This is a genomic window from Methylocystis sp. Se48 (genome assembly GCF_056269425.1).
The window spans coordinates 908,478-932,479 of record NZ_CM149850.1; the positions used below are offsets into that span (position 1 = coordinate 908,478).

Consider the following 24,002-nt stretch of genomic DNA (forward strand, 5'->3'; position numbering starts at 1 on the left):
TCGCCATGAGCAATGTCGAGATCGGGCGCGAGCGGGGTGACCAGACGCGGCGCGCCATTGGGAAGGAAGACAAGGGACGGGATGGCGAACGCCCGCAGTCGGTGCGCGTCGACTCGATCATGCGCATTCCCGTCGTGGTGCAGGTCGTCGTCGGCTCGGCGACGCTTCCTGTTTCTACGCTGATGAAACTTGGCCGAGGGGCTGTCGTTCCGCTCGATCACCGCGTAGGAGATCCCGTCGATGTCGTTGTCAACGGCCGAACGATCGCACGCGGCGAGGTCGTGGTCGTGGAAGAGGACGGCGCCAGGTTTGGCGTGTCGCTCACGGAAATCTGCGACGCGCAGAATGAGTCCCGGAGCTAGCCGAACGAGGGGCTATGACGACTCTCGTTTCGCTCGATGAGGGCCGGCCTCTTGGCGGCGCCGAAAAGGTCGCCGCCGTGCTGCTGGGGCTCGATCGGGAGGCTTCGAGCCGAATATTGAAACACTTCGATCAGCAGGACTTACGGCGGATCGCGCGAGTGGCGGCTAGCCTCGGCGCCATTCCCGCCGCGCGCCTCGAGCAACTCTACAACGGGCTGATCGAGGAGATTTCCGACGGCGAGATCGACCTAGTCGGGGGCGTCGCGCAAGCGGAGAATCTCATAGCGGGTGTGCTGCCCGAGGAGCAGGTTGCGGACATCATGTCGGAGGTAGGAGGCCGTTCGAACCAGTTCTTCTGGCGCCGCATTGCCGCGATGCCGGAAAAAACCTTGGCGGATTATCTCGTCAAGGAGCATCCGCAGACCGTCGCCGTAATCTTGGGCAGACTCGATTCCGCCTTGGCTGCGAAAGTGCTCGCGCTTGCGCCGGCGGCCTTGCGGGCCGACTCGATGCGGCGGATGCTGATCTCGCGACCGCTTGCCGAGCCGGTGCTAAGGGTGATCGAAGACGCCCTGCAGGAAGATTTTTGTGCGTCTGCGGCGACGCCATCGTCGAAAGAAATCAGCGCGCGAGTCGCCGGCATCGTCAATCAACTCGAACGCGAACAGGTCAACGAAATTCTCGATGGAATCGCACAGAGCGAGCCGCTTCTCGCCGCTCAATTGAAATCCTTGATCTTCTCTTTCGAGGACATTGTAAAGCTCGGACAGCGCGCGCGGCTGATCATTTTCGATCAGGCGCCGACCGATCGAGTGATTTTGGCGTTGAGAGGCGCCGAGGCGGCTGTGCGGGATGCGGTATTGCCATGCCTTTCGGCGCGGACGCGGCGCATGGTTGAGGCTGAGCTCGCGTCGCCGGCCGAACCGTCGCGCCAGGAAGTCGTCGCAGCGCAGCGCGAGATCGCCAATCTCGTCTTGCGGCTGGCGGATCAGGGACTCATCGAACTCGCTGGCGATGACCCGCAATTGGTTGGCTGAGGAAACGCCGCGTGTCGGAGAATGACGATCCGGAGTCAAAAACCGAGGAAGCGACCGAGAAAAAGATCCGCGATACGCTCGAGCAGGGGAACACGCCCGTAGCGCGCGACGTGGGAACCGCCTTCGGCGTGTTCGGTCTGCTCGGCGCACTCGTTTTTCTCTTCGGCTCCGCGACTCCGCCCTTCGTCGAAGGGATGGGGATCCTGCTCGGCAATGTGGGCGCCTTGCCTTTGCGTTCCGGCGCTGACGCCCTGCGTTATCTGGAGGTGGTGGTTCAGGATTCGGCGCGCGCGCTCGCATCCGTTCTCATTGCAATTACGGTCTCCGGGCTCGCGGCGGCCTTTGTTCAGGGCGTTCCGCAAATTGTCTTTCAGCGGATCGAGCCCGATTGGTCTCGATTATCTCCTTATGCGGGGTGGCGGCGGATCTTCGGAATCGCCGGGCTCGTCGAGCTGGCGAAAGCCATTGTGAAAATTTCCGTGGTGGGCGGCGCCGTCGCCCTTGCCGGCGCCAGCGAGATGGCGGCCTGTATCGACGCCATGCGCACGGAGCCGGGGCGAACGCCGGCGCTCATTCTGCGACTGTTGATTCATCTCGCCAGCACGGTCGCCATCGCGCTCGCGGTTCTCGCGGCCGCGGATTATCTCTGGACGAAACTCAAATGGCGGCGCGATCTGCGGATGAGTCGCCAGGAACTGAAGGAGGAGATGAAGCAGGCGGAAGGCGATCCGCTCGTGAAGGCGCGCATGCGCTCGCTCGCGCTCGATCGGTCGCGCCGACGGATGATGGCGTCGGTGCCGAAAGCGAGCTTCGTGGTGGCCAATCCAACGCATTATGCGATCGCCCTGCGCTATGTGCGCGAGGAAGGCGGCGCGCCGCTGGTGCTCGCGAAGGGGAAAGATCTCATTGCGTTGAAAATTCGCGAGATCGCCCTCGCGCATGACATTCCTGTTCTGGAGCGCAAGGAACTGGCGCGGGCGATGTTCGATTTGGTCGAGGTCGACCGCATGATCCCGCAGGAGTTTTATCGCCCGATCGCGGAGCTGATACATTTCCTGAACACGGCGGGACAGCGGCGTCATTGAATGACGAGATCGGCCTGCAGCGCGCCGGCGCTCTTGATCGCCTGGAGGATTGAAATAATTCCGGTGGGTTTGAGGCCGACCTGATTCAGCCCTTTCACGAGCTGCTTCAAGGTCGGCCCCGCGAGTATCGCGACCTGGCCCGTTTGCTCCGCGGCCGAAATCGTCGTTTGCGACGTCACGACCGTGCGTCCGTTCGATAAGGGCGCCGGCTGCGACACTTCGGGGGTCTCGGTGATGCGCACCGTGAGTCCGCCGTGCGTGACGGCGACCGGCGATATTTGCACGTCGGCTCCGATGACGACCGTTCCCGTGCGTTCGTCGATGACGACGCGGGCCGGCGTGTCGACTGCGACTTTCAGTTCGCCGACTTCTGCGAGAAAACGCGTCGCATGCGCGCCTTTGGGCAAGGCGAGAAGGACGCTTCGATCGTCTCGCTCCCGCGCCAGAGCCGATTTGTAGCGTTGGCGCGTGAAGGCGTTCACGACGTCCGTGATGCGCACCGAGGTGGCGTAGTCGGGGTTGCGCAGTTGGAGGATGACCTTGCCGTCTTCCGTGGCGGCCGGACGCGGCGGCTCTCGCTCGATCGTGGCGCCGTTGGGAATGCGGCCGACAGTCGCGACGCCATGGGTAAGCGTTTCGCTTTGTCCTTGCGCGGCGAAGCCGGAAACAGCTATGGGCCCCTGCGCGAGGGCGTAGACGGCGCCGTCGACGCCCGAAAGCGACGTGAGCACCAGCGTGCCCCCCATCAGCGACGTCGCGTCGCCCATGGAAGACACTGTGACGTCGACCGTCGAGCCCCAGTTTGCGAATGGCGGCAGCGACGCCGTCACCATGACGGCGGCGATGTTGCGGGTGCGCATGCTGTTATTCGGCCGCACATTGACGCCCATGCGGTCGAGCAGCGCGGAAGTGGATTGCTCAGTGAAGGGCGCGTTGCGCATCGTGTCGCCCGTGCCCTGCAAGCCGATGACGAGGCCATAGCCGACCAGCTGATAGTCGCGCGGTCCCTGCGGATAGGTGATGTCCTTGATCCGCACCAGCGCATGGGCGGGTTCGACAAAAAATATCAGCGCCAGCAGGGCGAGCTTTCGTCGCATCATCCCTCGCCGACGCGCACGGAGCCGTCCGCTTGCACGCGGCCTGAAATGAACAGGCCGCTGTCCTGATTGCGCACGCGGATGATGTCGCCGACGGCGCCCGCCTGTTGCGCAACGCCATAGGCGACGATCTGAAGCCCACCTTCCAGAAAGACGATCTTGATCTGCGCGCCGGCCGTCACGATGCGGGGATTGTCGACGGCGATCGTTGGTATGGGCTGGCCCGGCAGAAGGGTGCGACGCGCGACCTTGCCGACCAGCGCGTCGCGCGACTGCGCATAGAGCGCTTCGGTTCCAGCCGCGAGCGCATAGGCGCGTTCGTCGATCATCGCCTCCGAGATCACGTCGCCGGGGTAGATGACGATACGGGCGACCGGCAGACCTTCGGCGAGGGCCCGCGAAGCGCCGACCGTGATCGCGACGCAGGCGACGCCGCGAAGGAGTCTCATCATCTGATCCCCTTGGAGATCGTGCCGGCCATTTCGTCGGCGGCCTGAATGACCTTGGAGTTGAGTTCGAAGGCGCGTTGCGCGGCGATGAGGCTGACGAGCTCCTTCACGGGATCGACGTTCGAGCTTTCGAGATATCCCTGATTGATGACGCCGAAGCCGGGATCGCCCGGCACGCCGACGATCGGCTGGCCCGATGCGGCGGTCTGCCGGAAGAGATTTCCGCCCAGCGCTTCAAGGCCTGCGTCGTTGGGGAAGGTGGCGATTGTCAATTGGCCGAGCTGTTGTGGTTGCGTCTGGCCAGCGATGATCGCGGAGACGAGGCCCGTCTGGCTGACGGTTACCGCCAGCGCATTGTCTGGAACGGTGATCGTGGGCGTGAGCTGATAGCCGTCGACCGTCACGAGCTGCCCGATGGCGTTGGTGCTGAAAGAGCCGGCGCGGGTGTAGAGGGTTTCGTTGTCCGTGCCGAGAATCTGGAACCAGCCGCGCCCGTTGAGGCTCAGATCGTAGGGGTTGCCGGTGTTGGTCATCGCGCCTTGCTGCTGAAGGCTGCGCACGGCCGCCGCGCGCACGCCGAGGCCGAATTGCGCGCCCTGCGGAACGGTTGCGTCGCGCCCCCGGTTGGAGACGCCCTGAAGCCGCTCCGTTTGATAGAGAAGATCCGTGAACTCGGCGCGCGAACGCTTGAATCCGGTAGTGTTGATGTTGGCGATGTTGTGCGCAATGACTTCGATATTGTGCTGTTGCGCGCTCATACCCGTCGCGGCGATGGCGAGTGCCCTCACGTGTGTGCTCCTCAGATCGCCATACGGCTGATTTCCTGATAGGCGGCGACGGCCTTGTCGCGCAGCGCGATCGCCGTTTGAAGGTCGCGCTCGGCCTGCATCACCGAGCTCACGACCTTTTGCAAGGAGACCTTGCCTTCGATCCCGCCGATCGCGGCGGCCTCTCCCTGTTTCAGGGAATCGACGGTCTGCGCGGCGAATTGCTGAAGAACCGCGCCGAAACTCGATCCCGCTGCTTCGACGGATTCGGCCGCCTGTGGCGCATTGGCGAGCGCTGTCGTCGCGGTCTCGGCGAGCGCGCCGATGGCGGATGCGGCGATGGGGGACAAGGAAAACATCAGGCGCCTTTCAGGAGATCGACGGTCATTGCGACAAGGTCGCGCGTCTGTTTCATGATCTGGAGATCGGCCTCATATGCGCGATTGGCTTCGCGCAGGTCGGCCATTTCGACGAGCAGATTGACATTGGGGCGTTTTACGTCGCCATTGGCGTTCGCCGCCGGATTTCCGGGATCGTGCTCGATCGCGAAGGGCGAAGGATCGACGCCGATGGCGCTGACGCGAACGAGCGGCACGCCGCTCGCGCGGTCGAGTTCGTTCGTGAAGGAAATGGTCTTGCGCGCGTAGGGGTCTGCGCCGGCCGTCTTTCCGGTAGACTGCGCATTCGCCATGTTTTCGGAAACGACGCGTAGGCGCGCGGATTGCGCAGCGAGGCCCGCGCCGGCGATTTTCATCGATGCGTCGAGCGGATCGATCATGAGCGCACCGTCGACATCCACATGCCGTGAAAGGCGCGCATCAGATTGGTGTCGAGCGTGAAGGCGCTGCGAACTTGTCCCGCCTTGATCATCTCGAGCTCCGGCGTGACGGAGTTGCCCGAATGCGTCGTTTCCCAGCTGTCGGCAGGTCTGACGGCGCCTGCGAGCGTTTCGGCCTGGGAAGGACGCATATGCCGCGGATCGGCGCCCGCCATCTCGAACGCCTGACGCTCCATCACGGCGGCGAAAGGCAATACGTCTCTCGCTTTGTAGCCGGGCGTGTCGGCGTTCGCGATGTTCTGCGCGACGATGGACTGACGCGCGGAAAGCCAGCTCTTTTGTCGATCGATCAGGTTGAAAAGATACACCGGATCCATATTCCGCCTCGCATGACCGGACGAAGCGAAATTAGGCTCGGGCGCTTGCGTCTGGCTGGAGGCGGATCAGGCCCGAAGCGCCGTGGCGCTTTCGCGCGCGAGCAGCGTGCGCTTGCGTTCGACGCCCCAGCGGTAGCCGGAAATGGAGCCGTCGGCGCGCAGCACGCGGTGGCAGGGAATGGCCACAGCCACGGGATTGGCGGCGCAGGCGCCGGCGACCGCGCGCGTCGCCGCCGGCGCGCCGATGCGTCGCGCGATGTCGCCATAGCTCGCCGTCGCGCCCGGCGGGATGGCGCGAAGCGCCGCCCATACGCGCTGCTGGAAAGCCGTGCCGCGCGCGTCGACGGGAAAGGAAACGGGCATGGCGGGCGACTCGACGAGCGCGAAAGCCGCGGCGTCGATCGCGTTTCCTTGCCGTGCGTCCTCGATGACGGCCGCGCCCGGGAAACGGCGGCGAAGCTCCTCGCGCAAGGCTTCCGGCGCATCGCCGAAGATGATCGCGCAAACGCCTCTATCGCTCGTAGCGACCACCGTCCATCCGAGACTACACGGGCGTATCGCGCTGTGGAGGCGTTCCCCTGCGGCGACCTTGGCCTGCCCGGCGCCGAAGGGGCCCGGATCGCATGCGTAAGGTTCGAACGGCTGATCGGGGCCCTTCGCGGCCCGGGCTTTGATTGACCCCATGCGCATCTCCCTTGACCTCGATCGGGAGTTTAAGGCGCGGCGAGGCGCACGGGAAGAGCCGGGCGCGTCTTGCGCCCGGCTCCCGGATGCGGAAGCGCGTTACGGCTGATGGCCGCGGATCGCGTCGCGGATTTCCGTCAGGAGAATTTCCGTTTTCGTCGGCTCCGGCGGCGCGCCGGGAGCCTCGGCGGGTTTCCGCCTCATGCGCTCGAAAGCCTGAATGACAAGGAACAATACGAAGGCGATGATGATGAAGTTCACCGCGACAGTGATGAATTGCCCGTAACCGACGACGGCGCCAACCTTTTTGGCCTCCTCATAGGTCATGTCCGTATGCGCGGCCTTGGATAGCGGAAGAAAATAGTTGGAGAAGTCGAGTCCGCCGGTGATGGCGCCGATGACCGGCATGATGACGTCGCTCACGAGCGAGTCGATGATCCTGCCGAACGCCGCGCCGATGATGACGCCGACGGCGAGATCCACGACATTTCCACGCAACGCGAAGTTCTTGAAATCCTGCAGCATGCCTTCCTCTAAACTGGCGCGCGGCGCTCTGCGCGACCCCGAGCCGCGCGACCTTTGCCGGCGCCGCGCCAGTTGGCGCCGGTCGAACGCGAGCGTCACGTTACGGGTTCTGGGCGCTGCGTCAATCGCCGCGGAATAGCGATTGTCTATTACGATGTTACTGACGCCAGCGCCGCCAGTTCGGAGTCGGAAAAGAGCCGCGAGCGCGTCAGGAATCGCTGTCCCGTGCCGTTGTCGAGCGAAAACATGCCCCCTTGGCCCGGCACGACGTCGATGATGAGCTGCGTATGTTTCCAGTAATCGAATTGCGCGGCCCCGATGTAAAAGGGCGCGCCGCCGATCTCGCCAAGCTTCACGTCATTGTCGCCGACGAAGAAGTCGCCTTGCGGGTAACACATCGGCGCCGAGCCGTCGCAGCAGCCGCCGGACTGGTGGAAGATAAGGGCGCCATGCGCACGCCGCAGGCGCTCGATCAGATCGAGCGCCGCGGGAGACGCGACGACGCGAAGCGGCGCCTCCATCAGAAGAAGCCCAGCTTTTTCGGACTGTAGCTCACCAGCATGTTCTTCGTCTGCTGATAGTGGTCGAGCATCATCTTGTGATTCTCGCGCCCGATGCCCGACTGCTTGTAGCCGCCGAAAGCCGCATGCGCGGGATAGGCGTGGTAGCAGTTCGTCCAGACGCGACCGGCCTGAATCGCGCGGCCGAAGCGATAGCAGCGGTTGACGTCGCGGCTCCACACGCCCGCGCCGAGCCCGTAGAGCGTGTCATTTGCGATGCGCAGCGCTTCCTCGTCGTCCTTGAAGGTGGTCACCGACACGACGGGGCCGAAGATTTCTTCCTGGAAGACGCGCATGCGGTTGTGGCCCTGAAGCACAGTCGGCTTCACATAGAAGCCGCCGGCGAGGTCGCCTTCGAGCGTGTTGCGCTCGCCGCCGGCCAGCACCTTGGCTCCCTCCTGCTTGCCGATGTCGATATAGCTCAAAATCTTTTCGAGCTGCTCGGAGGACGCCTGCGCGCCGATCATCGTCTCGGGGTCGAGCGGGTTGCCCTGCTTGATCGCGGCGACGCGCTTGAGGGCGCGCTCCATGAAGCGGTCGTATATCTTCTCGTGGATGAGCGCGCGGCTCGGGCAGGTGCAGACCTCGCCCTGATTGAGCGCGAACATCACGAAGCCTTCGATGGCCTTGTCGAGATAGTCGTCGTCCTCGCGCGCCACGTCCTCGAAGAAGATATTGGGCGATTTGCCGCCGAGTTCGAGCGTCACGGGGATCAGAGTCTGACTAGCGTATTGCATGATCAGACGGCCCGTCGTCGTCTCGCCGGTGAAGGCGATCTTGGCGATGCGGTTCGACGAGGCGAGCGGCTTGCCGGCCTCGAGGCCGAAGCCGTTGACGATGTTGAGGACGCCCTTCGGCAGCAGATCGCCGACGACCTCCGCCCAGACGAGAATGCTCGCGGGCGTCTGCTCGGCGGGTTTCAGCACGACGCAATTGCCGGCGGCGAGCGCGGGGGCGAGCTTCCAGGCCGCCATCAGCAGCGGGAAGTTCCACGGAATGATCTGGCCGACGACGCCGAGCGGCTCGTGGAAATGATAGGCGACGGTGTCGTGGTCGATCTCGGATATGCCGCCTTCCTGCGCGCGCACGGCGCCGGCGAAATAGCGGAAGTGGTCGATGGCGAGCGGGATATCCGCCGCCATGGTCTCGCGGATCGGCTTGCCGTTGTCCCAGGTCTCGGCGGTCGCGAGGAGGGCGAGATTTTCCTCCATGCGATCAGCAATTTTGTTGAGGATGCGCGCGCGCTCCGCCGCGCTGGTCTGGCCCCAGGCGTCCCTGGCGGCGTGCGCCGCGTCGAGCGCGGCCTCGACGTCGTCCTTGTCGGAGCGCGCGATCTCGCAAACCTTTTGGCCGGTGATCGGCGAGATGTTGTCGAAGGTGCGGCCCGACTTCGCGTCCGCCCATGCGCCATTGATAAAATTGCCATAGCGCGCCTTGAAAGGCGGCTTCGCGGCGGCGAAAGTCTCGTGCTTGGTCATGGGCGGCCTCTTTAGGGTTTCCTCGATTCGCGCGCTTTTGCCGCGCTTGTCCTGCGTCCGAAGATAGTAAGGCACAGGCGCGCGCCAAGAGAAAGAGCGGCGCGCGCCGGCTCTCCCCGGAATTGGCGGCTCGAGCTCGGGCGAAATGCCGCGGCGCGATCCTTCAGTCGAGACACGCCTTCGCCAGCGCCTGAAACGCCCTTGCGCGATGCGACAGCGCGCGGGAGCCGTCGCCGGGCAGGGCGTGCTTTTCGGCCGACATCATCTCGCCGAAGGTCTTGTCGAGTTCGTCGGGCTTGAAGATGGGATCGTAGCCGAATCCCTTGTCGCCCTTGGGCGGAAACACCAGAACGCCGTCGACGCGGCCTTCGAACTCCTCGATGTGCCCGTCGGGCCAGACAACCGCGAGCGCGCAGGTGAAATTGGCGCGATAGGGCGGAGTCGCGCCGCGCTCTTCGAGCTTCTGGCGCACGAGCGCGCAGGCGGCCTTGAAGTCTCTGGTTTCGCCCGCCCAGCGCGCGGAATAGACGCCGGGCGCGCCGTCGAGCGCGTCGACGCAAAGTCCCGAATCGTCGGCGAAGGCGGGCAGGCCCGCGGCCATAGCCGCCGCGCGGGCCTTCAGCGCCGCATTGCCACGAAACGTCGTCTCGGTTTCTTCGGGCTCCGGAAGCCCGAGGTCGCCGGCCGAAACCGCATCGACGCCATGCGGCGCAAGTAGTTGCTGAAGCTCCCAGAGCTTGCCGGGATTGTGCGTCGCAATAACGAGTTTGCCGTGGATCTTGCGGTGGGTCATGACGCCAGGGCAGCCTTTTGCAGCGCAACGAGATCGGCGACGCCTTTCTTCGCGAGCGACAGCATGGCGGAGAGTTCGTCCGGCGAAAAAACGGCGACCTCCGCCGTCGCCTGGATCTCGACGAGACCGCCGGAGCCGGTGATGACGAAATTGGCGTCGGTCTGCGCGGTGGAGTCCTCCGCGTAATCGAGGTCGATCACCGGCGTCCCGTTGAAGATGCCGCAGGAGACGGCGGCGACATGGTCGCGCAGCGGGTTCTCCTTGACGATGGAGCGCGCGCGCATCCACTCGAAACAGTCCCGCAGCGCAAGCCAGGCGCCGGTGATGGAGGCGGTGCGCGTGCCGCCGTCGGCCTGGATCACGTCGCAATCGAGCACGATCTGGCGCTCGCCGATCGCGGGCAGGTTCGTTACGGCGCGCAGGGAGCGGCCGATGAGGCGCTGGATCTCCTGCGTGCGGCCGGAGAGCTTGCCGGCGGAGGACTCGCGGCGCGTGCGCGTATGGGTTGCGCGCGGCAGCATGGAATATTCGGCCGTCACCCAGCCGCGTCCCTGCCCCCGCAGCCACGGCGGCGGCTTGTCCTCGAGCGACGCGGCGCACAACACCTGCGTGTTGCCGAATTTCACGAGGCAGGAGCCTTCGGCGTAGCGGGCGACGCCGCGCTCGAAACTGACCGGGCGCATCTCGTCGGGCGCGCGCTTGCTGGGACGCATGAAGACTCCTTTGTGCTCGTGATTAGAAGCGTTCTAACGCGCTTTGGCCTTTGGTGGAAGCGCCGCGGACAGCCGTCCCTTGCGCGAAGGGGAACATGGTGGGAGCATCACGCAACGGAGCGGCTCGAATGGCTCCGATGCAAAAGGGAGGAAACAATGGGCGAAACGACCTTCTCCCACGAAGCGAGAACGCGCGGTTCCCGGCTCATCGCGCTGGCCGGTCCCTTCCAGTGCGGCAAGACCACGCTTCTCGAAGCGATCCTCGCGCATGCGAACGCCATCCCGAAGCAGGGGTCCGTCGCGGACGGCTCGAGTCTCGGCGACTCGAGCGCCGAGGCGCGCGCCCACAAGATGAGCGTGGAGCCCAATATCGCCTTCGCCGACTACATGGGCGATCGTTATGCCTTTATCGATCTTCCCGGGTCCATCGAATTCGCGCACGACGCGCGCAACATTCTCCCCGCCGTCGACGCCGCGATCGTCGTGTGCGAGGCGGACGAGCGCAAGATCCCTGCGCTGCAACTGACGCTGCGGCAGCTCGAGGAACTCGGCGTTCCGCATTTCCTTTTCCTGAACAAGATCGACGCCGCCGCCATCGACGTGCGGGACGCCCTCGGCATTCTTCAGCCCGCGTCGCGCACGCCGTTGCTGCTGCGACAGATACCGATCTGGAACAATGGCGTCGCCGTCGGCTTCATCGATCTCGCGCTCGAACGCGCCTATGTCTATCGCGAGCACGCGCCTTCGGAAGTCGTCGAGATTCCCAAGGATCAGGCCGCGCCGGAGAAGGAGGCGCGCTATTCGATGCTGGAGCGCCTCGCCGATTACGACGACGCGCTGATGGAGGAGCTGATTTCCGACATCGAGCCGCCGCGTGATCAGATTTTCGACGATCTGACGAAAGAATTGCGCGCGGGGCTCGTCGCGCCGGTCTTCATCGGCTCCGCCGAACGCGGGGCGGGCGTCACCCGGCTCCTGAAGGCGCTGCGTCACGAGGCGCCCGGAATCGCGCAAACGCGCGCGCGCCTCGGAGTCGAGGAAAACGGGCCGCCCATGGCGCGCATTCTGCGCAGCCTACACACGTCGCATGGCGGCAAGCTCTCCATCGCGCGCGTGCTGCGCGGCGCTTTCGCCGACGGCCAGACGATCGTCTCCGCGCATGGCGAGGATCGCGTCTCGGGTCTGTCGCGGCTCATGGGCGCCAATGTGTCCAAGGCGGCCGACGCGAAAGAAGGCGACGTCGTCGCGCTCGGCCGGCTCGAACACGCGCACACCGGCGACACGGTCGTCGCGGACGGCAAGGCCGACCCGGGCAAGCTCGTCACCCGAGCGCCGATCCCCGATCCGGTGCATGCGCTGGCGCTTGCGGTGAGGGACCGCAAGGACGAGATGCGTCTGGCCGCGGCGATGGCGAAACTCGTCGACGAAGATCCGTCGCTCGTCTTCCTGCACGATCAGGAGATGTCCCAGATCAGGCTGTACGGCCAGGGCGAAATGCATCTGCGCGTCGCGCTGGAGCGGCTGCAATCGCGTTTCGGCGTCGTGGTGGACGTGTCGAGGCCGACGGTGGCTTATCGCGAGACGATCCGTCAGAAAGTCACGGTGCGCGGCCGCCATAAGAAGCAATCTGGCGGACACGGGCAGTTCGGCGACGTGGTGCTGGAGGTCGCGCCACGCGGGCGCGGGGAGGGGTTCGCCTTCTCCGAGCGCGTACACGGCGGCGCGGTGCCGAAGCAATATTTCTCGTCCGTCGAGGCCGGCTGTCAGGACGCCCTGCAACAGGGGCCGCTCGGTTTTCCGGTTGTCGACGTCGAGGCCGTGCTGACGGACGGCTCCTACCATACGGTCGACTCGTCCGACATGGCGTTCCGCACCGCCGCCCGCATCGGCATGAGCGAGGCGCTCGGCAAGGCGGAGCCGATCCTGCTGGAGCCGGTGCTCGCCGTCGACATCTTCGTTCCGAGCGAGGCCATGTCGCGCGCGACGGGACTCGTCTCCGGGCGGCGCGGGCAGATCATGGGCTTTGGCCCGCGCGACGGCTGGGAGGGGTGGGACAAGCTCGAAGCGCTCATCCCGGAGGCGGAGATGGATAATCTGATTGTCGAACTGCGCTCGGCGACGGCGGGCGCGGGATTTTTCCAGGCCCGCTTCGACCATCTGGCGGAGGTCGTCGGCAAGCAGGCGCGCGACATCGTCGCCGCGCACGCCGGCCATGCGCCGAGGGCGGCGGTCGGATAACGACGCACGGGACTGCGCGGGTGTTCCCGAGATCGGGCGCGTGGCGGGCGGCTATCCCGCCGCGCGCCGTCCTCGCGGATGGTTTTTCATCCAGACGGTTGATGTGCGGCGCCGCATCGCGGTCTATCTGCTTCTGGGGAAGACTCGGGCGGGTTCGGAAATACATCTGAACGGTCCGAAAATCGCCGGAGCGGAACCATGCGCATGTTCGTCTTTCTCGTTGCCGTTTGCTGCGCGTCCTCGCTGAGCTTCTTCGCCAGCGCCGACAATTCGCGCGGCCTTGCCTTTCGCCGGCCGGCCGAAGATAGCGCCTCGCCCTCGACGGCGTCCCGCTGCGTGAAGAAAGTCGCGCTCGGCGCGGACGGGGCGGAGACCGGCTGTCTGATGCAGAAGCGCAGGGGCCGGGCCTCCTGATCTCAGCAGGAGGCTCCCCGCCAGCGGTTCAACGCCAGATGAACCGGCGCGAACATCGCGAGCGGCAGTCCAGCCATCATCAGAGTCAGCCATGCCCAGGCGGGCGCAAAGCTTTGCGGGGCGGCGTCGCTGGGGCCGAAGACGTAATTGACGTTCACAGGCGTCAGCCCGGCGTCGGGTCTCGGCCCGGGCAGGAAAAGCCAGGAAATCAGCATCAGCGCCCAGGCGAGCGCAGTCCAGGCGGCGAGGGCGCGGCGGTCGTAGCCCAAACGCCCGACAAGATAGAGAAGCAGGAACGGCAACCAGCCGTGAAAGAGCGAGAGTCCGCGCAAGAGCGGCGGGGTCGCGACGTTGAACATATAATCTGTCATGCCCATGAGGCGGACGCCCGCAAGATTGAGCCCGAAGTCCGCCACCCACAGAAATTGCGGCGCGAGAATGCCGACCGCCGGCATGGAGACGAGAAACGGACTTTCCGTCCAGACGCCGGCGAGCGTCACGAGCAGGGCCATGTCGCAGAAGTAGAGGAAATTGGTCGGTCCGTAATTGACCCAGTACACCGGGATCAGCACCGCCATGAAAGCCGTATAGGCGAATTTCAGCGCGAGCGGGAGGCGGGGCCGACGCGCGGCGGGGCGTATGGGCGACATGATCGATCTCATCCTGAACTGTGTTCTATGAACTATGTTCCTAGTCTTGGCCCAAAGCCGGGTCAAGCCGCGGGCGCGGATGACCCGTCCATTTTTTGGCGTTTGGTTGATCGGGCGTCGCCGCGGACCGGCCCGGAAAGGGTCAGGGGGTCATGATGACGGTGGCGCCGACCGCGACGCGCTCGTAAAGGTCGACGATATCCTCGTTCAGCATCCGGATGCAGCCGTATGACGCGGCGGAGCCGATGGACTTGCGCATCTTCTGGGTCGTGCCGTGGATGGCGACCTGTCCCAGGCTCAGCGTCATGGCGCGAGCGCCCATGGGATTGTTCGGCGCGCCGCCGGGGATCACCTCGGGCAGTTCCGGATGATCGCGCTTCACGTCCTCAGGGGGCGTCCAGTCGGGGGCCACATATTTGGCGTCGACGTGAACGACGCCGGACCACTGCTTGCCGGCTTTGGGCACCGCCACCCTGTAGGCGATGGCGTCGTCTCCGTCGACGATCAGATAGAGCTTGCGCTCGTGTTCGCTGACGACGATGGAGCCGGGCGTCAGATCGGAATGGTAATGCACGACTTCGCGCACGGCGGCGGTCTGTGAGGCGGCGCCAGCGAGGGCGGCGGCGGCAAAGAGGGTGGAGGAAAGGCGGTTCATCGTTGCGCTCGGTTGTGGTGTCTCAATGAGCGCGTTCTAGAAGAGGGCGTCTGCTGCTTCCGTGCGCCGACGCACGGGAGGAGCGCCGCTGGCGCCGGTTCGCATCATGCCGACCGTCGTCTTGCCGATAATTTCCACAACCCGATTGCGAGAAAAAGAATGGCGAAGAGACTATGCGGCGCAGTGATCGAAAAATGGTACGCGAGCGCCGCCGAGAGCGCGCGCTCCTTCTCAACGCCGTGAGCGCTCATCAGATAGGCGACGATTCCGGCTTCGAAAACGCCGAGGCCCGCCGGGCTGGCGGGAACGGCGATCGCCAGCGCGCCGATCAACAGCACCGTCATCGCGCCGAAAACGTCGAAGTCCGCTCCCGGCAGCAGCGCGCGGAAGGCGACGAAGACGAGGCAGACGTTCGTCAGCCATATCGAGAGCGTGAAAACCGCGGCGCGCGCGGCGTTGTGGCCGGCGATTGCCGTCGCCGAGGCCAGAAGCGCATCGAGACGCAACGCCTTCACGATCCGAAAATCAAGGAGCGCAAGCAGGCGACGAAGCCCTTTCGCCCGGGCGAGTAACGCGATCCCGACGCCAATGGCGGCGATGGCCGCGAGGACCGCGGATGTCTTGAAACCCACGATGCGCCGTTCGGCCGTCGCGCCGAGCGTCATTGTCAGAACCGCCAGCGCGCCGGCGTCGTACAGCTTTTCCATGACGATGGCGGCGAGAAGGCTGCCGACCGCAAATTGGTAATAGGACTTGCCGAGATAGATCTTGACGCCTTCGCCGGCCCTGAACGGGATGAGGGCGTTGAACGTAAACCCCACCGTCGTGATGACGAAGCACGCCAGGACGCTCTTGCCGAGAATGGTCGACAGACGCAGGGCGTAAAAGGACAGGACCGCCGTATTCATCGTCATCGCGAGAATGACGGCCTTCGGTGGAATCCGGTCGATTTCCCGCATCAGTTCGGCAAAGTTGACGTTGCGCGCGAGCCAATACGCGAGGAACGCGAGGACGCACGCATTCAGAACGACCAAAAGCCGTCTTCTTCGTACAAAAAGATGGGCGACGGAGCTTCTCATGATGGGGCGGCCCGGCCGGGGCGCGAATATGGGCGGAGTCAAAAAAATGGCCGGCGCAGCGGCCGGCCATTCGCGCTGCGACGATGCGCGGAAACTAGGTCATATATTGGCCGCCGTTGATGGTCAGCGTCGAGCCGGTGATGAAGCCGGCGTCGTCCGAGGCCAGGAACACGACTGCGCGCGCGATCTCCTCCGGCTCGCCGAGGCGCCCGACGGCGATGTAGGGGATGATGTGCTTGTCGAGCACGTCCTGCGGCACCGCCTTCACCATGTCCGTGGCGATATAGCCCGGCGCGATGGCGTTGACGGTGATGCCCTTCGCGGCCGACTCCTGCGCCAGCGCCTTCACGAAGCCGATGTCGCCGGCCTTGGAGGCCGAGTAGTTCGTCTGGCCGGCCTGGCCCTTCTGGCCGTTGATCGACGAAATGACGATGATGCGGCCGAAGCCGCGGTCGCGCATGCCGTTGATGACCGGACGGGTGACGTTGAAGAGGGAGTTCAGATTGGTGTTGATCACCGCCTGCCACTGCGCCAGCTCCATCTTGTGAAACAGGCGGTCCTTGGTGATGCCGGCGTTGTTGACCAGAACCTCGACCGGGCCGAGTTCCTTCTCGATCTGCGCGAGGCCGGCGGCGCAGGCGTCGTAATCGGAAACGTCGAACTTAAAAACCGGAATGCCCGTCTCCGCCTTGAATTTGTTGGCGGCTTCGTCGTTGCCGGCGTAGGTCGCGGCGACATTGTAGCCGGCGGCCTTCAGCGCCTTGGAAATCGCTTCGCCGATGCCGCGCGTGCCGCCCGTCACAACTGCAACTCTCGCCATTTGATCTGTCTCCTCTGCTCATGTTCCCAATGAAAAGCCGGCGCCGGACCGCGCGCCGTTCGGCGCGCCCGTCCACGGCGCCGGATCAAGGCGCGCCCGCCCGCGCGCGCTCTGGCGTCTCAGCGCTCCACGGTCAGCGCGATGCCCATGCCGCCGCCGATGCAGAGCGTCGCGAGGCCTTTCTTGGCGTCGCGGCGGCCCATCTCATGCAGAAGCGTGACGAGAATGCGCGCGCCCGAGGCGCCGATCGGATGGCCGATGGCGATGGCGCCGCCGTTCACGTTCACCTTGTCGAGATCCCAGCCCATGTCCTTGTTGACGGCGATCGCCTGCGCCGCGAAGGCCTCGTTCGCCTCGATGAGGTCGAGATCGGCGACCTTCCAGCCGGCCTTCTCCAGCGCCTTGCGCGAGGCCGGGATCGGGCCCGAGCCCATCACGGTCGGATCGACGCCGGCGGTCGCCCAGGAGGCGATGCGCGCGAGCGGCGTGAGGCCGCGCTTCTGAGCTTCGGCGGCGCTCATGACGACGAGCGCCGCGGCGCCGTCATTGATGCCGGAGGCGTTCGCCGCCGTCACCGTGCCGTCCTTGATGAAGGCGGGCTTCAGCTTCGCGACGCCCTCCAGGGTGACGCCGTGCTTGATGTACTCGTCGGCGTCGACGGTCACGTCGCCCTTGCGGGTCGAGATGGTGAAGGGGATGATCTCGTCCTTGAACCTGCCGGCCTTCTGGGCGGCTTCGGCCTTGTTCTGCGACTTCACCGCGAACTCGTCCTGCTGCTCGCGGGTGATCTGCCACTGGCGCGCGACGTTCTCGGCCGTGATGCCCATGTGATAGTTGTTGAAGGCGTCGGTGAGGCCGTCCATGATCATCGTGTCGATGAACTTGACGTCGCCCATCTTGGTGCCTGCGCGCATATGGGCGGCGTGGGTCGACAGCGACATGGACTCCTGGCCGCCGGCGACGACGACGGAGGCGTCGCCCGCCTGGATTTGTTGCGCGGCGAGCGCCACGGCGCGCAGGCCGGAGCCGCAGACCTGATTGACGCCGAAGGCGGTCGCGCTGTCCGGAATGCCGGCCTTGATCGCGGCCTGACGGGCTGGATTTTGGCCCTGGGCCGCCGTCAGCACCTGACCGAGAATGACTTCGTCCACCGAACCGGGCTCGACCTTGGCGCGCTCCAGAGCGGCCCTGACAGCAGCGGCGCCGAGTTCGTGGGCCGGAACCGTTCCAAGGGCTCCGTTGAACGATCCGACGGCGGTGCGCGCCGCGGAAACGATCACGATATCGGTCGTCATGTCTGTCTCCTTGCAGGTGGTTCGGGCTCTCGAGCCTCTCAGGCGCCCGGCCCGGGGCGGACGTGGTTGAGCAGTTCGCGCTTGCGTTCGTCAAGCCGCGGCCCGTTTTGCACGGAATTGGGGCCGAACGAAAGCCACCGGCGAGGAAAATATTGCCGCAGGCGCCAAAATTCGCTTATCGTCCCATGGGGTGGGCGTGGCGTTATTTTGGGCGGCGGTCCGAGGCGAGGGGAACGGGTCAGGCGTATGGCGACCGAGAAGAAACCAACTGTGATCAAGAAATACGCCAACCGTCGTCTCTACGACACGGGAACAAGCACTTACGTCACGCTGGAAGACCTCGCCGCGATGGTCAAAAGGGGGGAGGACTTCGTCGTCTGCGACGCCAAGACCGGGGAGGACATCACCCGCCCGGTGCTGACCCAGATCATTTTCGAGCAGGAGGGCAAGGACGGCCAGAGCCTGCTGCCGATCGCCTTCCTGCGCCAGCTCATTCGCTTCTACGGCGACTCCATGCAGATGCTCGTGCCGAGCTATTTGGAGTTTTCGATCGACAAACTCACCAAGGAGCAGCAGAAATTCCGCGATCAGATCTCCTCCGCGCTGCCTGCCGGCCCCTTCGCCGAGCCGACCCGCGCCGCCTTTCAGGCGATGGAGGAGCAGGCTCGCAAGAATATGGCCGTGTTCCGTCAGGCGCTCACCATGTTCAACCCCTTCGGCCTGCAGACCGAGGGCGTGACCGGCACGACCGGGCCGTCTCTCGACGAGCATGAGGGCGTCGCGAAAGAGAGCGGCGACGTGGCTGAGCTGAAGCGGCAGCTCGATGAGTTGAACAAGCGGATCGATAATTTGTCTAAGGGGTGAGAAGACTCAGCCCGCAACGCGTTCCTTCACGTATTGAACCTGAAATGCATCACGTCGCCGTCGGCGACCTCATAATCTTTGCCTTCCAGCCGCAGCCGTCCCGCATCCCGCGCGCCCGTCTCGCCCTTGTTGGCGACGTAATCGTCATAGGCGATGGTTTCGGCTCGGATGAAGCCCCTTTCGAAATCCGTATGGATTACGCCGGCCGCCGCCGGGGCGCGCGTGCCTTTCTCGATCGTCCAGGCGCGCGCTTCCTTGGGGCCGACGGTAAAGTATGTGATGAGGCGCAGCAGCTCGTAGCCGGCGCGGATGACGCGGTTGAGGCCGGGCTCCGTCAGGCCGACGGCCTCCAGAAAGTCCTTCTGCTCCTCAGGCGGCATGACTGCGATCTCGCTCTCGATCTTCGCCGACACCACGACCGCCGCCGCGCCCTCTTCCTCGGCGCGCGCCGCGACCTTGGCGGAATTGGCATTGCCTTCGGCGGCCGACTCCTCTTCCACGTTGCAGACATAGAGGACGGGCTTGGAGGACAGGAGGCCCAACCCCTCGAAGGTCTTGCGCTCTTCTTCCGAGACTTTCGCCATGCGGGCGGGCTTGCCCTCGCGCAGCAGCACGAGGCAGCGGTTCATGAGGTCGACCTGTTCCTTGGCCTCTTTATCGCCGCCCTTGGCTTTCTTCTCCAGGGCGACCACGCGCTTCTCGAGACTTTCGAGATCGGCGAGCATCAGCTCGGTCTCGATCGTCTCGATGTCGCGGATCGGATCGACGCCGCCCTCGACATGGGTGACGTCCCCGTCCTCGAAGCAGCGCACCACATGGGCGATGGCGTCGCATTCGCGGATATTGGCGAGGAACTGGTTGCCAAGCCCTTCGCCCTTGGAAGCGCCGCGCACGAGGCCGGCGATGTCCACGAAGGTGAGCTGCGTCGGGACGATCTGCTTTGAGCCCGCGATCCGCGCGAGCGTTTCGAGGCGCGGGTCAGGCACCGCCACGGCGCCGACATTGGGCTCGATGGTGCAGAAGGGATAATTCGCGGCCTGCGCCGCCGCCGTCTGGGTCAGCGCGTTGAAAAGGGTCGATTTGCCGACGTTCGGCAGACCGACGATGCCGCATTTGAATCCCATATTCGTCCCGTTCGCTTAGAGAAGGTCGTCTTGGCGCGGGGTATGCGGGGCGGCGGCCGAAAAGGCAAGGGGGCGCATCCGGCGCGCGCGACCTTGACCGAAGGGACGGGCGCGCCCAAAAGCGGAACAAACCAACGGGCGCCTCCGCGATTCGCCTCGAGAGACATGTGATGACACGACTGAAAAGACCGCATGCCACGGCGCGGGTTTTCCTTCTGGCGGCGGTTTTCTCCTGGGCCGCTCCCGACGCCGCCCTGTCGCAGGGGCCCGTTCCGGCCGCGCCTCCCGCCGCTCCCGCCCCGGCGGCGCCCGCGCCTGTCGCGCCGGCTCCGGCTCCCGCTCCGGCGGCGCCCGCAGCGCCCCCGGCGGACGCGGGAACGCCGGGCCCAGCCGCCGAGGCCGCGCCTGCGCCCAAGCCCAAGCCCAAACCGCGTCCGCCGGCTCCGCCGCGCGAGACGGCGCTTTCCGACGATCCGACGCCGGTGCTGCAGCCGGAAACCTTCTTCACGACCTCCAAGGCCTCCGAGCGTTACGCCCAGATCGTCGATCTCGGCGGCTGGCCGAAGGTGGGCGTCTCCCTGCGTCCCGGCGCCAAGGGGCCGGCGGTGGTCGCGCTTCGACGGCGCCTCGCCGCCGAGGACGATACGCTCGGCAACACGACGAAAGCCGCGTGGGACGCGGAGCTGACGGCGGCTGTGAAGCGTTTCCAGTTCCGAATGGGACTGAAGCAGACGGGCGTCGTCGCGGGGGCGACGCTCAAGGCGCTGGACGTTCCGGCGACCGTGCGCTTCCGGCAATTGGCGTCTTCCGCGCAGCGTCTCGCGGGCCTCGATTTCCCCTTCGGCGACCGCTACATCGTCGTCAATATTCCCTCGACCGCGGTGGATGCGGTGGAGAACGATCGCGTCGTGCGCCGCTACGCGGCGATCGTCGGCGATCCCGAACATCATTCGCCGGAGGTTCAGGCGAAGGTCGTCGCGGTGAACATCAACCCGACATGGACCGTGCCCGCCTCGATCATCAAGAACGAAATCGCGCCGCGCATGTTGCGCGATCCGGGTTATCTGACGCGCTCGCGCATTCGCGTGCTCAACAGCAAGGGCGAGGAAATCAACCCGCGTTCGGTCGACTGGTCGAGCGAGCGCGCGGTCAATTACACGCTGCGGCAGGATTCGGGCGCGGGCAATTCGCTGGGCTCGATCCGCATCTCGATGCCCAATCCGCATTCGGTCTATATGCACGACACGCCGTCGCGGAACCTGTTCGCGAACGACTACCGCTTTCTGTCGCATGGCTGCGTGCGCGTGCAGGGCGTCGTCGATCTCGCCGCCTGGATTCTCGACGGCGCGAGCGGTCCGCAGATGTCAAAGGAGCAGATCGAGGCGAAGATCGCGAGCGGCGAGCGCGAGGAGGTGCGTCTGTCCCGCGCCGTGCCGGTGGTGTGGGTCTATATGACGGGCTGGGCGTCGTCGGACGGGACCGTGCATTTTCGGGACGATGTCTATCGCCTCGACGAGGTGGGCGGCGAGGCGGGGCAGTAGCGCTTCGCGGGCCCGTCCTGCCTCCTCTCCCGCTTGCGGATGAGAGGCTTACTCCCCGCGTTCCCGCGCGCTCTCATGCCAGCCGCGCAGCAGATAATGCGACAACGCCGCCAGCGCGCCGTAAATGGCGAGCCCTGTCAGCGATATCAGCGCTAGCGCCGCGAACATGCGCGTAATGTCCAGCCGAAACCCCGCCTCCACGATGCGATAGGCAAGGCCCGTCCCCTGCCCGGAGGCGCCTGCCGCGAGTTCCGCGACGATGGCGCCGATAAGAGACAGGCCGCCGCCGATCCGCAGTCCCGTGAGAAACTGCGGGAGGGCCGCAGGCAGGCGCAGATAGACGAGCTTCTGCCAGGCGCTCGCGCGATAGAGATCGAAAAGATCGCGTAAGGAATGATCGACCGAGGCGAGGCCAAGCGCCGTGTTCGACAGGACCGGGAAGAAGGCGACGAGAAAGGCGCAGACCAGCACGGCGTTTTCGGGCTGCATGTAGACGAGCAGCAGCGGCGCGATCGCGATGATCGGCGTCACCTGCAACACGATCGCGAAGGGCAGCAAGGCGCGCTCGAGCCATTTCGATTGCGCGAGCAGCAGCGCTAGGGCGCCGCCGCAGATCGTCGCGGCGAGCAGAGCTTTCAGCGTCACGGCGAGCGTGACGATCAGCGAGGAGAAAAGCAGCGCCCGGTCTTCGACCAGCTTGGCGAAAATCGCGGAAGGCGCCGGCAGGATATAGGGCGGAATGTCGTTCGCCGCGACGATCCACTCCCAGAGCCCGAGCGCGGCGGCGAAGACGGCGAGGGGAATCGCAATGTCGCGAAGTCTGGTCACGCCGCTTCCCCTGTCGCATGGCGCAGCGCGCGGGAGGCGCGCCGGCAAATGTCGGAGAAACGCTCGCTCATGCGAAACTCGGCGTCGCGTGGGAGACCAGGATCGATGTCGATTTCCTCGACGATCTTTCCGCGCGCCTTCGACATGACGACGATCCGCGTCGAGAGAAAGGCGCTCTCGAAAACCGAATGCGTGACGAAAACGATCGTCGCGCCGAGATCGTTCTTCAAAGCGACGAGATCGTCGTTGAGCTTGAACCGCGTCGGTTCGTCGAGGGCCGCGAAAGGCTCGTCCATGAGGATGAGCGCAGGCTTCGTCACCAGCGCGCGGGCGATCGAACACCGCATCTTCATGCCGCCGGAGAGCTCGCGCGGAAGCGCCCTTTCGAAGTCCGCAAGCCCCACGCGCGCGAGCGCCTCCATGACGCGCTCCCGCGCCGAGGCGCGGCTTTCGCCCTCGAGGCGCAGCGGGAGATAGACGTTGTCGAAGACATTCGCCCAGGGAAGGAGCGTCGGCTCCTGAAACACCATGCCGAGATTCTTCTTGGCGCCCGGGTCGCGCCATGCGATCGCGCCCGCGCTCGGACTGGAGAGGCCCGCGACGAGCCGAAGCACGGTGGACTTGCCGCAGCCGGAAGGCCCGAGCAGAGTCAGCGTTTCGCCCGCGCGCACGTCGAGATCGAAACCGGCGAGCGCGGTCACGCCGTTGGGAAAGGTCTTGGCGACGCCATGCAGCGAGACGACGGGAGCGTTCATTGTTTCGGCCGCAGCTCCATGCCGACCTTTTTGCCGATGAAGCGCAGTGTGTAGCCTTTCCTATAATCGAGGCCGGCCGGAACGACGCCCGCTCCGGCCATCTTGTCGAAGAAGCTTTTCATCCGCGCGTCGGTCATCGCGCCGACGCCCATCGTGAGCGCGTCGCCGGAATCGACGACGCCATGTTCCTTCATCTTCGCGAGCGAGAAGGCGATCTGCCCGTCCGTCATCTCCGGATTGTCGCGCTTGATCGCGGCGTTGGCGGCGGCGTTGTCGCCATAAACGTAATTGTACCAGCCGATGATCGAGGCGTCGACGAAGCGCTGCACGAGATCCGGATTCCGCTCGATGGTCTCGGCGCGCGCTTCGATTGTGGTCGAATAGCTGTCGTAGCCGAAGTCGGGCAGAAGAAAGACGTTCGGCTTGAAGCCGCCCTGCGTTTCGATCGCGTAGGGCTCGGAGGTGAGGAATCCCTGCTGGATCGACATTTTGTCAGCGATGAACGGCGCGGAGTTGAACCCATAAGGCTTAACTTTTTCGTCTTTGAAGCCATAGGCCTGCTTCAGCCATTGCCACACGGAGGCGCGCATGTCGTTCGCAATGAAGGCGGTCGCTTTCGGCAGATCCATGAAACGGTCGAGACCCACGCCCGGATGCGACATGAAGATCACGGGATCGATCTGGAACATGCTCGCGACCGCGACGATCGGCACGTTCTGCTGAACGGACTCGAACATCTGGATCGTATTCGCGCCCATGGCGAAATCGACGCGGCCCGCTGCGAGCAGAAGCCGCGCGTTGATCTGGGGTCCGCCCTGGTGGATCGTCACGTCGAGGCCGTAGCGGGCGTAGGTTCCGTCCGCCACGGCCTGGTAGAAGCCGCCATGCTCGGCCTGCGCGCGCCAATTGGTGGCGAAACTTACCTTTTCCAGCGCAGCGGCGGGAAGGATGAAGAGTGCGGCGAGACAGGCGATAACGGCGCGAAGGGTCATGCGGCGCTCCAGCGGGGCGTCCGCAACATACACGAAATCGCG

At 65.1% G+C, this 24,002-nt stretch carries 28 protein-coding genes; 7 read left to right on the forward strand and 21 right to left on the reverse strand.

From position 1 onward, the window contains the following. Positions 1–5 precede the first annotated feature (5 nt). Genes fliN through ACV959_RS04425 form a run of 3 tightly spaced genes read left to right on the forward strand, consistent with a single transcriptional unit; the run spans position 6 to position 2,484 of the window. A complete protein-coding gene (gene fliN, locus ACV959_RS04415; protein ID WP_475738704.1) occupies positions 6–362 on the forward strand; it encodes a flagellar motor switch protein FliN in 357 nt (118 codons plus the stop codon). A 14-nt stretch (positions 363–376) separates the two neighbouring features. After that, the gene (locus ACV959_RS04420; RefSeq protein ID WP_475738705.1) at positions 377–1,399 is read left to right on the forward strand and encodes a FliG C-terminal domain-containing protein; all 1,023 of its coding nucleotides are present in this window, start codon (positions 377–379) and stop codon (positions 1,397–1,399) included. 11 nt (positions 1,400–1,410) lie between these two features. Next, positions 1,411–2,484, forward strand: coding sequence for an EscU/YscU/HrcU family type III secretion system export apparatus switch protein (locus ACV959_RS04425; protein ID WP_475738706.1), 1,074 nt, complete (start codon positions 1,411–1,413; stop codon positions 2,482–2,484). Here the strand turns inward: ACV959_RS04425 and ACV959_RS04430 are convergent. From ACV959_RS04430 to rph, 12 genes are all read right to left on the reverse strand, one after another. After that, positions 2,478–3,584, reverse strand: coding sequence for a flagellar basal body P-ring protein FlgI (locus tag ACV959_RS04430; RefSeq protein WP_475738707.1), 1,107 nt, complete (start codon positions 3,582–3,584; stop codon positions 2,478–2,480). The genes ACV959_RS04425 and ACV959_RS04430 overlap by 7 nt on opposite strands. Further along, positions 3,581–4,030 carry a flagellar basal body P-ring formation chaperone FlgA gene (flgA, locus tag ACV959_RS04435; RefSeq protein WP_475738708.1) on the reverse strand — a complete coding sequence of 150 codons (450 nt, stop codon included), beginning with the start codon at positions 4,028–4,030 and terminating at the stop codon, positions 3,581–3,583. The genes ACV959_RS04430 and flgA overlap by 4 nt, the downstream gene beginning before the upstream one ends. Continuing rightward, positions 4,030–4,818 (reverse strand): flagellar basal-body rod protein FlgG, encoded by a 789-nt coding sequence (flgG, locus tag ACV959_RS04440; protein ID WP_475738709.1) that lies wholly within the window; start codon positions 4,816–4,818, stop codon positions 4,030–4,032. The genes flgA and flgG overlap by 1 nt, the downstream gene beginning before the upstream one ends. An 11-nt stretch (positions 4,819–4,829) precedes the next feature. Then, entirely contained in the window at positions 4,830–5,156 is a 327-nt protein-coding gene (gene fliE, locus ACV959_RS04445; RefSeq protein WP_475738710.1) for a flagellar hook-basal body complex protein FliE, read from the reverse strand. Continuing rightward, positions 5,156–5,572: a flagellar basal body rod protein FlgC gene (gene flgC, locus ACV959_RS04450; protein ID WP_475739586.1), complete on the reverse strand. Its 417-nt coding sequence runs from the start codon at positions 5,570–5,572 to the stop codon at positions 5,156–5,158. Before flgC ends, fliE begins: the two co-directional genes overlap by 1 nt. Next, positions 5,572–5,952, reverse strand: coding sequence for a flagellar basal body protein (locus ACV959_RS04455; protein ID WP_475738711.1), 381 nt, complete (start codon positions 5,950–5,952; stop codon positions 5,572–5,574). The genes flgC and ACV959_RS04455 overlap by 1 nt, the downstream gene beginning before the upstream one ends. Positions 5,953–6,018: 66 nt before the next feature. Continuing rightward, positions 6,019–6,636, reverse strand: coding sequence for a methylated-DNA--[protein]-cysteine S-methyltransferase (locus ACV959_RS04460; protein WP_475738712.1), 618 nt, complete (start codon positions 6,634–6,636; stop codon positions 6,019–6,021). Between the two features lie 99 nt (positions 6,637–6,735). Further along, positions 6,736–7,161, reverse strand: coding sequence for a large conductance mechanosensitive channel protein MscL (mscL, locus tag ACV959_RS04465; RefSeq protein WP_475738713.1), 426 nt, complete (start codon positions 7,159–7,161; stop codon positions 6,736–6,738). Between the two features lie 149 nt (positions 7,162–7,310). Then, on the reverse strand, positions 7,311–7,682 hold the full coding sequence (locus ACV959_RS04470; RefSeq protein WP_475738714.1) for a DUF779 domain-containing protein: 372 nt from the start codon (positions 7,680–7,682) through the stop codon (positions 7,311–7,313). After that, a complete protein-coding gene (gene adh / locus ACV959_RS04475; protein ID WP_475738715.1) occupies positions 7,682–9,199 on the reverse strand; it encodes an aldehyde dehydrogenase in 1,518 nt (505 codons plus the stop codon). Before adh ends, ACV959_RS04470 begins: the two co-directional genes overlap by 1 nt. Before the next feature lie 163 nt (positions 9,200–9,362). Beyond that, positions 9,363–9,992 (reverse strand): RdgB/HAM1 family non-canonical purine NTP pyrophosphatase, encoded by a 630-nt coding sequence (rdgB, locus tag ACV959_RS04480; RefSeq protein WP_475738716.1) that lies wholly within the window; start codon positions 9,990–9,992, stop codon positions 9,363–9,365. Next, positions 9,989–10,705: a ribonuclease PH gene (gene rph / locus ACV959_RS04485; protein WP_475738717.1), complete on the reverse strand. Its 717-nt coding sequence runs from the start codon at positions 10,703–10,705 to the stop codon at positions 9,989–9,991. Before rph ends, rdgB begins: the two co-directional genes overlap by 4 nt. Before the next feature lie 156 nt (positions 10,706–10,861). On the opposite strand from rph, the gene ACV959_RS04490 reads away from it, so the two are divergent. Together ACV959_RS04490 and ACV959_RS04495 are read left to right on the forward strand one after the other, a co-directional pair. Next, complete coding sequence (locus ACV959_RS04490; RefSeq protein WP_475738718.1) at positions 10,862–12,943, forward strand: elongation factor G; 2,082 nt, start codon at positions 10,862–10,864, stop codon at positions 12,941–12,943. A gap of 198 nt (positions 12,944–13,141) precedes the next feature. Next, positions 13,142–13,357 (forward strand): hypothetical protein, encoded by a 216-nt coding sequence (locus ACV959_RS04495; RefSeq protein WP_475738719.1) that lies wholly within the window; start codon positions 13,142–13,144, stop codon positions 13,355–13,357. A 2-nt stretch (positions 13,358–13,359) separates the two neighbouring features. Here ACV959_RS04495 and ACV959_RS04500 read toward each other — a convergent pair whose 3' ends face one another. From ACV959_RS04500 to ACV959_RS04520, 5 genes are all read right to left on the reverse strand, one after another. After that, positions 13,360–14,007 carry a hypothetical protein gene (locus tag ACV959_RS04500; protein WP_475738720.1) on the reverse strand — a complete coding sequence of 216 codons (648 nt, stop codon included), beginning with the start codon at positions 14,005–14,007 and terminating at the stop codon, positions 13,360–13,362. A 142-nt stretch (positions 14,008–14,149) separates the two neighbouring features. Beyond that, positions 14,150–14,662: a L,D-transpeptidase gene (locus ACV959_RS04505; protein WP_475738721.1), complete on the reverse strand. Its 513-nt coding sequence runs from the start codon at positions 14,660–14,662 to the stop codon at positions 14,150–14,152. A gap of 104 nt (positions 14,663–14,766) precedes the next feature. Continuing rightward, the gene (locus ACV959_RS04510) at positions 14,767–15,696 is read right to left on the reverse strand and encodes a lysylphosphatidylglycerol synthase transmembrane domain-containing protein (protein ID WP_475738722.1); all 930 of its coding nucleotides are present in this window, start codon (positions 15,694–15,696) and stop codon (positions 14,767–14,769) included. A gap of 139 nt (positions 15,697–15,835) precedes the next feature. After that, positions 15,836–16,561, reverse strand: coding sequence for an acetoacetyl-CoA reductase (gene phbB / locus ACV959_RS04515; RefSeq protein ID WP_475738723.1), 726 nt, complete (start codon positions 16,559–16,561; stop codon positions 15,836–15,838). Between the two features lie 119 nt (positions 16,562–16,680). Next, positions 16,681–17,856 carry an acetyl-CoA C-acetyltransferase gene (locus tag ACV959_RS04520; protein WP_475738724.1) on the reverse strand — a complete coding sequence of 392 codons (1,176 nt, stop codon included), beginning with the start codon at positions 17,854–17,856 and terminating at the stop codon, positions 16,681–16,683. A 246-nt stretch (positions 17,857–18,102) separates the two neighbouring features. Here ACV959_RS04520 and phaR point away from each other — a divergent pair, with 246 nt between their 5' ends. After that, on the forward strand, positions 18,103–18,720 hold the full coding sequence (gene phaR, locus ACV959_RS04525; protein ID WP_475738725.1) for a polyhydroxyalkanoate synthesis repressor PhaR: 618 nt from the start codon (positions 18,103–18,105) through the stop codon (positions 18,718–18,720). 26 nt (positions 18,721–18,746) lie between these two features. Here phaR and ychF read toward each other — a convergent pair whose 3' ends face one another. Then, the gene (gene ychF, locus ACV959_RS04530) at positions 18,747–19,844 is read right to left on the reverse strand and encodes a redox-regulated ATPase YchF (protein ID WP_475738726.1); all 1,098 of its coding nucleotides are present in this window, start codon (positions 19,842–19,844) and stop codon (positions 18,747–18,749) included. Between the two features lie 170 nt (positions 19,845–20,014). Here ychF and ACV959_RS04535 point away from each other — a divergent pair, with 170 nt between their 5' ends. Further along, a complete protein-coding gene (locus ACV959_RS04535; RefSeq protein WP_475738727.1) occupies positions 20,015–21,385 on the forward strand; it encodes a L,D-transpeptidase family protein in 1,371 nt (456 codons plus the stop codon). Between the two features lie 48 nt (positions 21,386–21,433). On the opposite strand, the gene ACV959_RS04540 is transcribed toward ACV959_RS04535, so the two are convergent. From ACV959_RS04540 to ACV959_RS04550, 3 genes are read right to left on the reverse strand one after another with little or no spacing between them, the layout of a single operon-like run. Next, entirely contained in the window at positions 21,434–22,213 is a 780-nt protein-coding gene (locus tag ACV959_RS04540; protein WP_475738728.1) for an ABC transporter permease, read from the reverse strand. Then, positions 22,210–22,968 (reverse strand): ABC transporter ATP-binding protein, encoded by a 759-nt coding sequence (locus ACV959_RS04545; RefSeq protein ID WP_475738729.1) that lies wholly within the window; start codon positions 22,966–22,968, stop codon positions 22,210–22,212. The genes ACV959_RS04540 and ACV959_RS04545 overlap by 4 nt, the downstream gene beginning before the upstream one ends. After that, on the reverse strand, positions 22,965–23,960 hold the full coding sequence (locus ACV959_RS04550) for an ABC transporter substrate-binding protein (RefSeq protein ID WP_475738730.1): 996 nt from the start codon (positions 23,958–23,960) through the stop codon (positions 22,965–22,967). Before ACV959_RS04550 ends, ACV959_RS04545 begins: the two co-directional genes overlap by 4 nt. Positions 23,961–24,002: the final 42 nt, after the last annotated feature.

What these genes read in the sequence shown, in the direction of transcription:
- fliN (WP_475738704.1), top strand. Translation starts at nt 6, where the DNA reads ATGAGCAATGTCGAGATCGGGCGCGAGCGGGGTGACCAGACGCGGCGC.
- ACV959_RS04420 (WP_475738705.1), top strand. Translation starts at nt 377, where the DNA reads ATGACGACTCTCGTTTCGCTCGATGAGGGCCGGCCTCTTGGCGGCGCC.
- ACV959_RS04430 (WP_475738707.1), bottom strand. Translation starts at nt 3,584, where the DNA reads ATGATGCGACGAAAGCTCGCCCTGCTGGCGCTGATATTTTTTGTCGAA.
- flgA (WP_475738708.1), bottom strand. Translation starts at nt 4,030, where the DNA reads ATGAGACTCCTTCGCGGCGTCGCCTGCGTCGCGATCACGGTCGGCGCT.
- fliE (WP_475738710.1), bottom strand. Translation starts at nt 5,156, where the DNA reads ATGTTTTCCTTGTCCCCCATCGCCGCATCCGCCATCGGCGCGCTCGCC.
- ACV959_RS04455 (WP_475738711.1), bottom strand. Translation starts at nt 5,952, where the DNA reads ATGGATCCGGTGTATCTTTTCAACCTGATCGATCGACAAAAGAGCTGG.
- ACV959_RS04460 (WP_475738712.1), bottom strand. Translation starts at nt 6,636, where the DNA reads ATGGGGTCAATCAAAGCCCGGGCCGCGAAGGGCCCCGATCAGCCGTTC.
- mscL (WP_475738713.1), bottom strand. Translation starts at nt 7,161, where the DNA reads ATGCTGCAGGATTTCAAGAACTTCGCGTTGCGTGGAAATGTCGTGGAT.
- ACV959_RS04470 (WP_475738714.1), bottom strand. Translation starts at nt 7,682, where the DNA reads ATGGAGGCGCCGCTTCGCGTCGTCGCGTCTCCCGCGGCGCTCGATCTG.
- adh (WP_475738715.1), bottom strand. Translation starts at nt 9,199, where the DNA reads ATGACCAAGCACGAGACTTTCGCCGCCGCGAAGCCGCCTTTCAAGGCG.
- rdgB (WP_475738716.1), bottom strand. Translation starts at nt 9,992, where the DNA reads ATGACCCACCGCAAGATCCACGGCAAACTCGTTATTGCGACGCACAAT.
- rph (WP_475738717.1), bottom strand. Translation starts at nt 10,705, where the DNA reads ATGCGTCCCAGCAAGCGCGCGCCCGACGAGATGCGCCCGGTCAGTTTC.
- ACV959_RS04490 (WP_475738718.1), top strand. Translation starts at nt 10,862, where the DNA reads ATGGGCGAAACGACCTTCTCCCACGAAGCGAGAACGCGCGGTTCCCGG.
- ACV959_RS04495 (WP_475738719.1), top strand. Translation starts at nt 13,142, where the DNA reads ATGCGCATGTTCGTCTTTCTCGTTGCCGTTTGCTGCGCGTCCTCGCTG.
- ACV959_RS04500 (WP_475738720.1), bottom strand. Translation starts at nt 14,007, where the DNA reads ATGTCGCCCATACGCCCCGCCGCGCGTCGGCCCCGCCTCCCGCTCGCG.
- ACV959_RS04505 (WP_475738721.1), bottom strand. Translation starts at nt 14,662, where the DNA reads ATGAACCGCCTTTCCTCCACCCTCTTTGCCGCCGCCGCCCTCGCTGGC.
- phbB (WP_475738723.1), bottom strand. Translation starts at nt 16,561, where the DNA reads ATGGCGAGAGTTGCAGTTGTGACGGGCGGCACGCGCGGCATCGGCGAA.
- ACV959_RS04520 (WP_475738724.1), bottom strand. Translation starts at nt 17,856, where the DNA reads ATGACGACCGATATCGTGATCGTTTCCGCGGCGCGCACCGCCGTCGGA.
- phaR (WP_475738725.1), top strand. Translation starts at nt 18,103, where the DNA reads ATGGCGACCGAGAAGAAACCAACTGTGATCAAGAAATACGCCAACCGT.
- ychF (WP_475738726.1), bottom strand. Translation starts at nt 19,844, where the DNA reads ATGGGATTCAAATGCGGCATCGTCGGTCTGCCGAACGTCGGCAAATCG.
- ACV959_RS04535 (WP_475738727.1), top strand. Translation starts at nt 20,015, where the DNA reads ATGACACGACTGAAAAGACCGCATGCCACGGCGCGGGTTTTCCTTCTG.
- ACV959_RS04545 (WP_475738729.1), bottom strand. Translation starts at nt 22,968, where the DNA reads ATGAACGCTCCCGTCGTCTCGCTGCATGGCGTCGCCAAGACCTTTCCC.
- ACV959_RS04550 (WP_475738730.1), bottom strand. Translation starts at nt 23,960, where the DNA reads ATGACCCTTCGCGCCGTTATCGCCTGTCTCGCCGCACTCTTCATCCTT.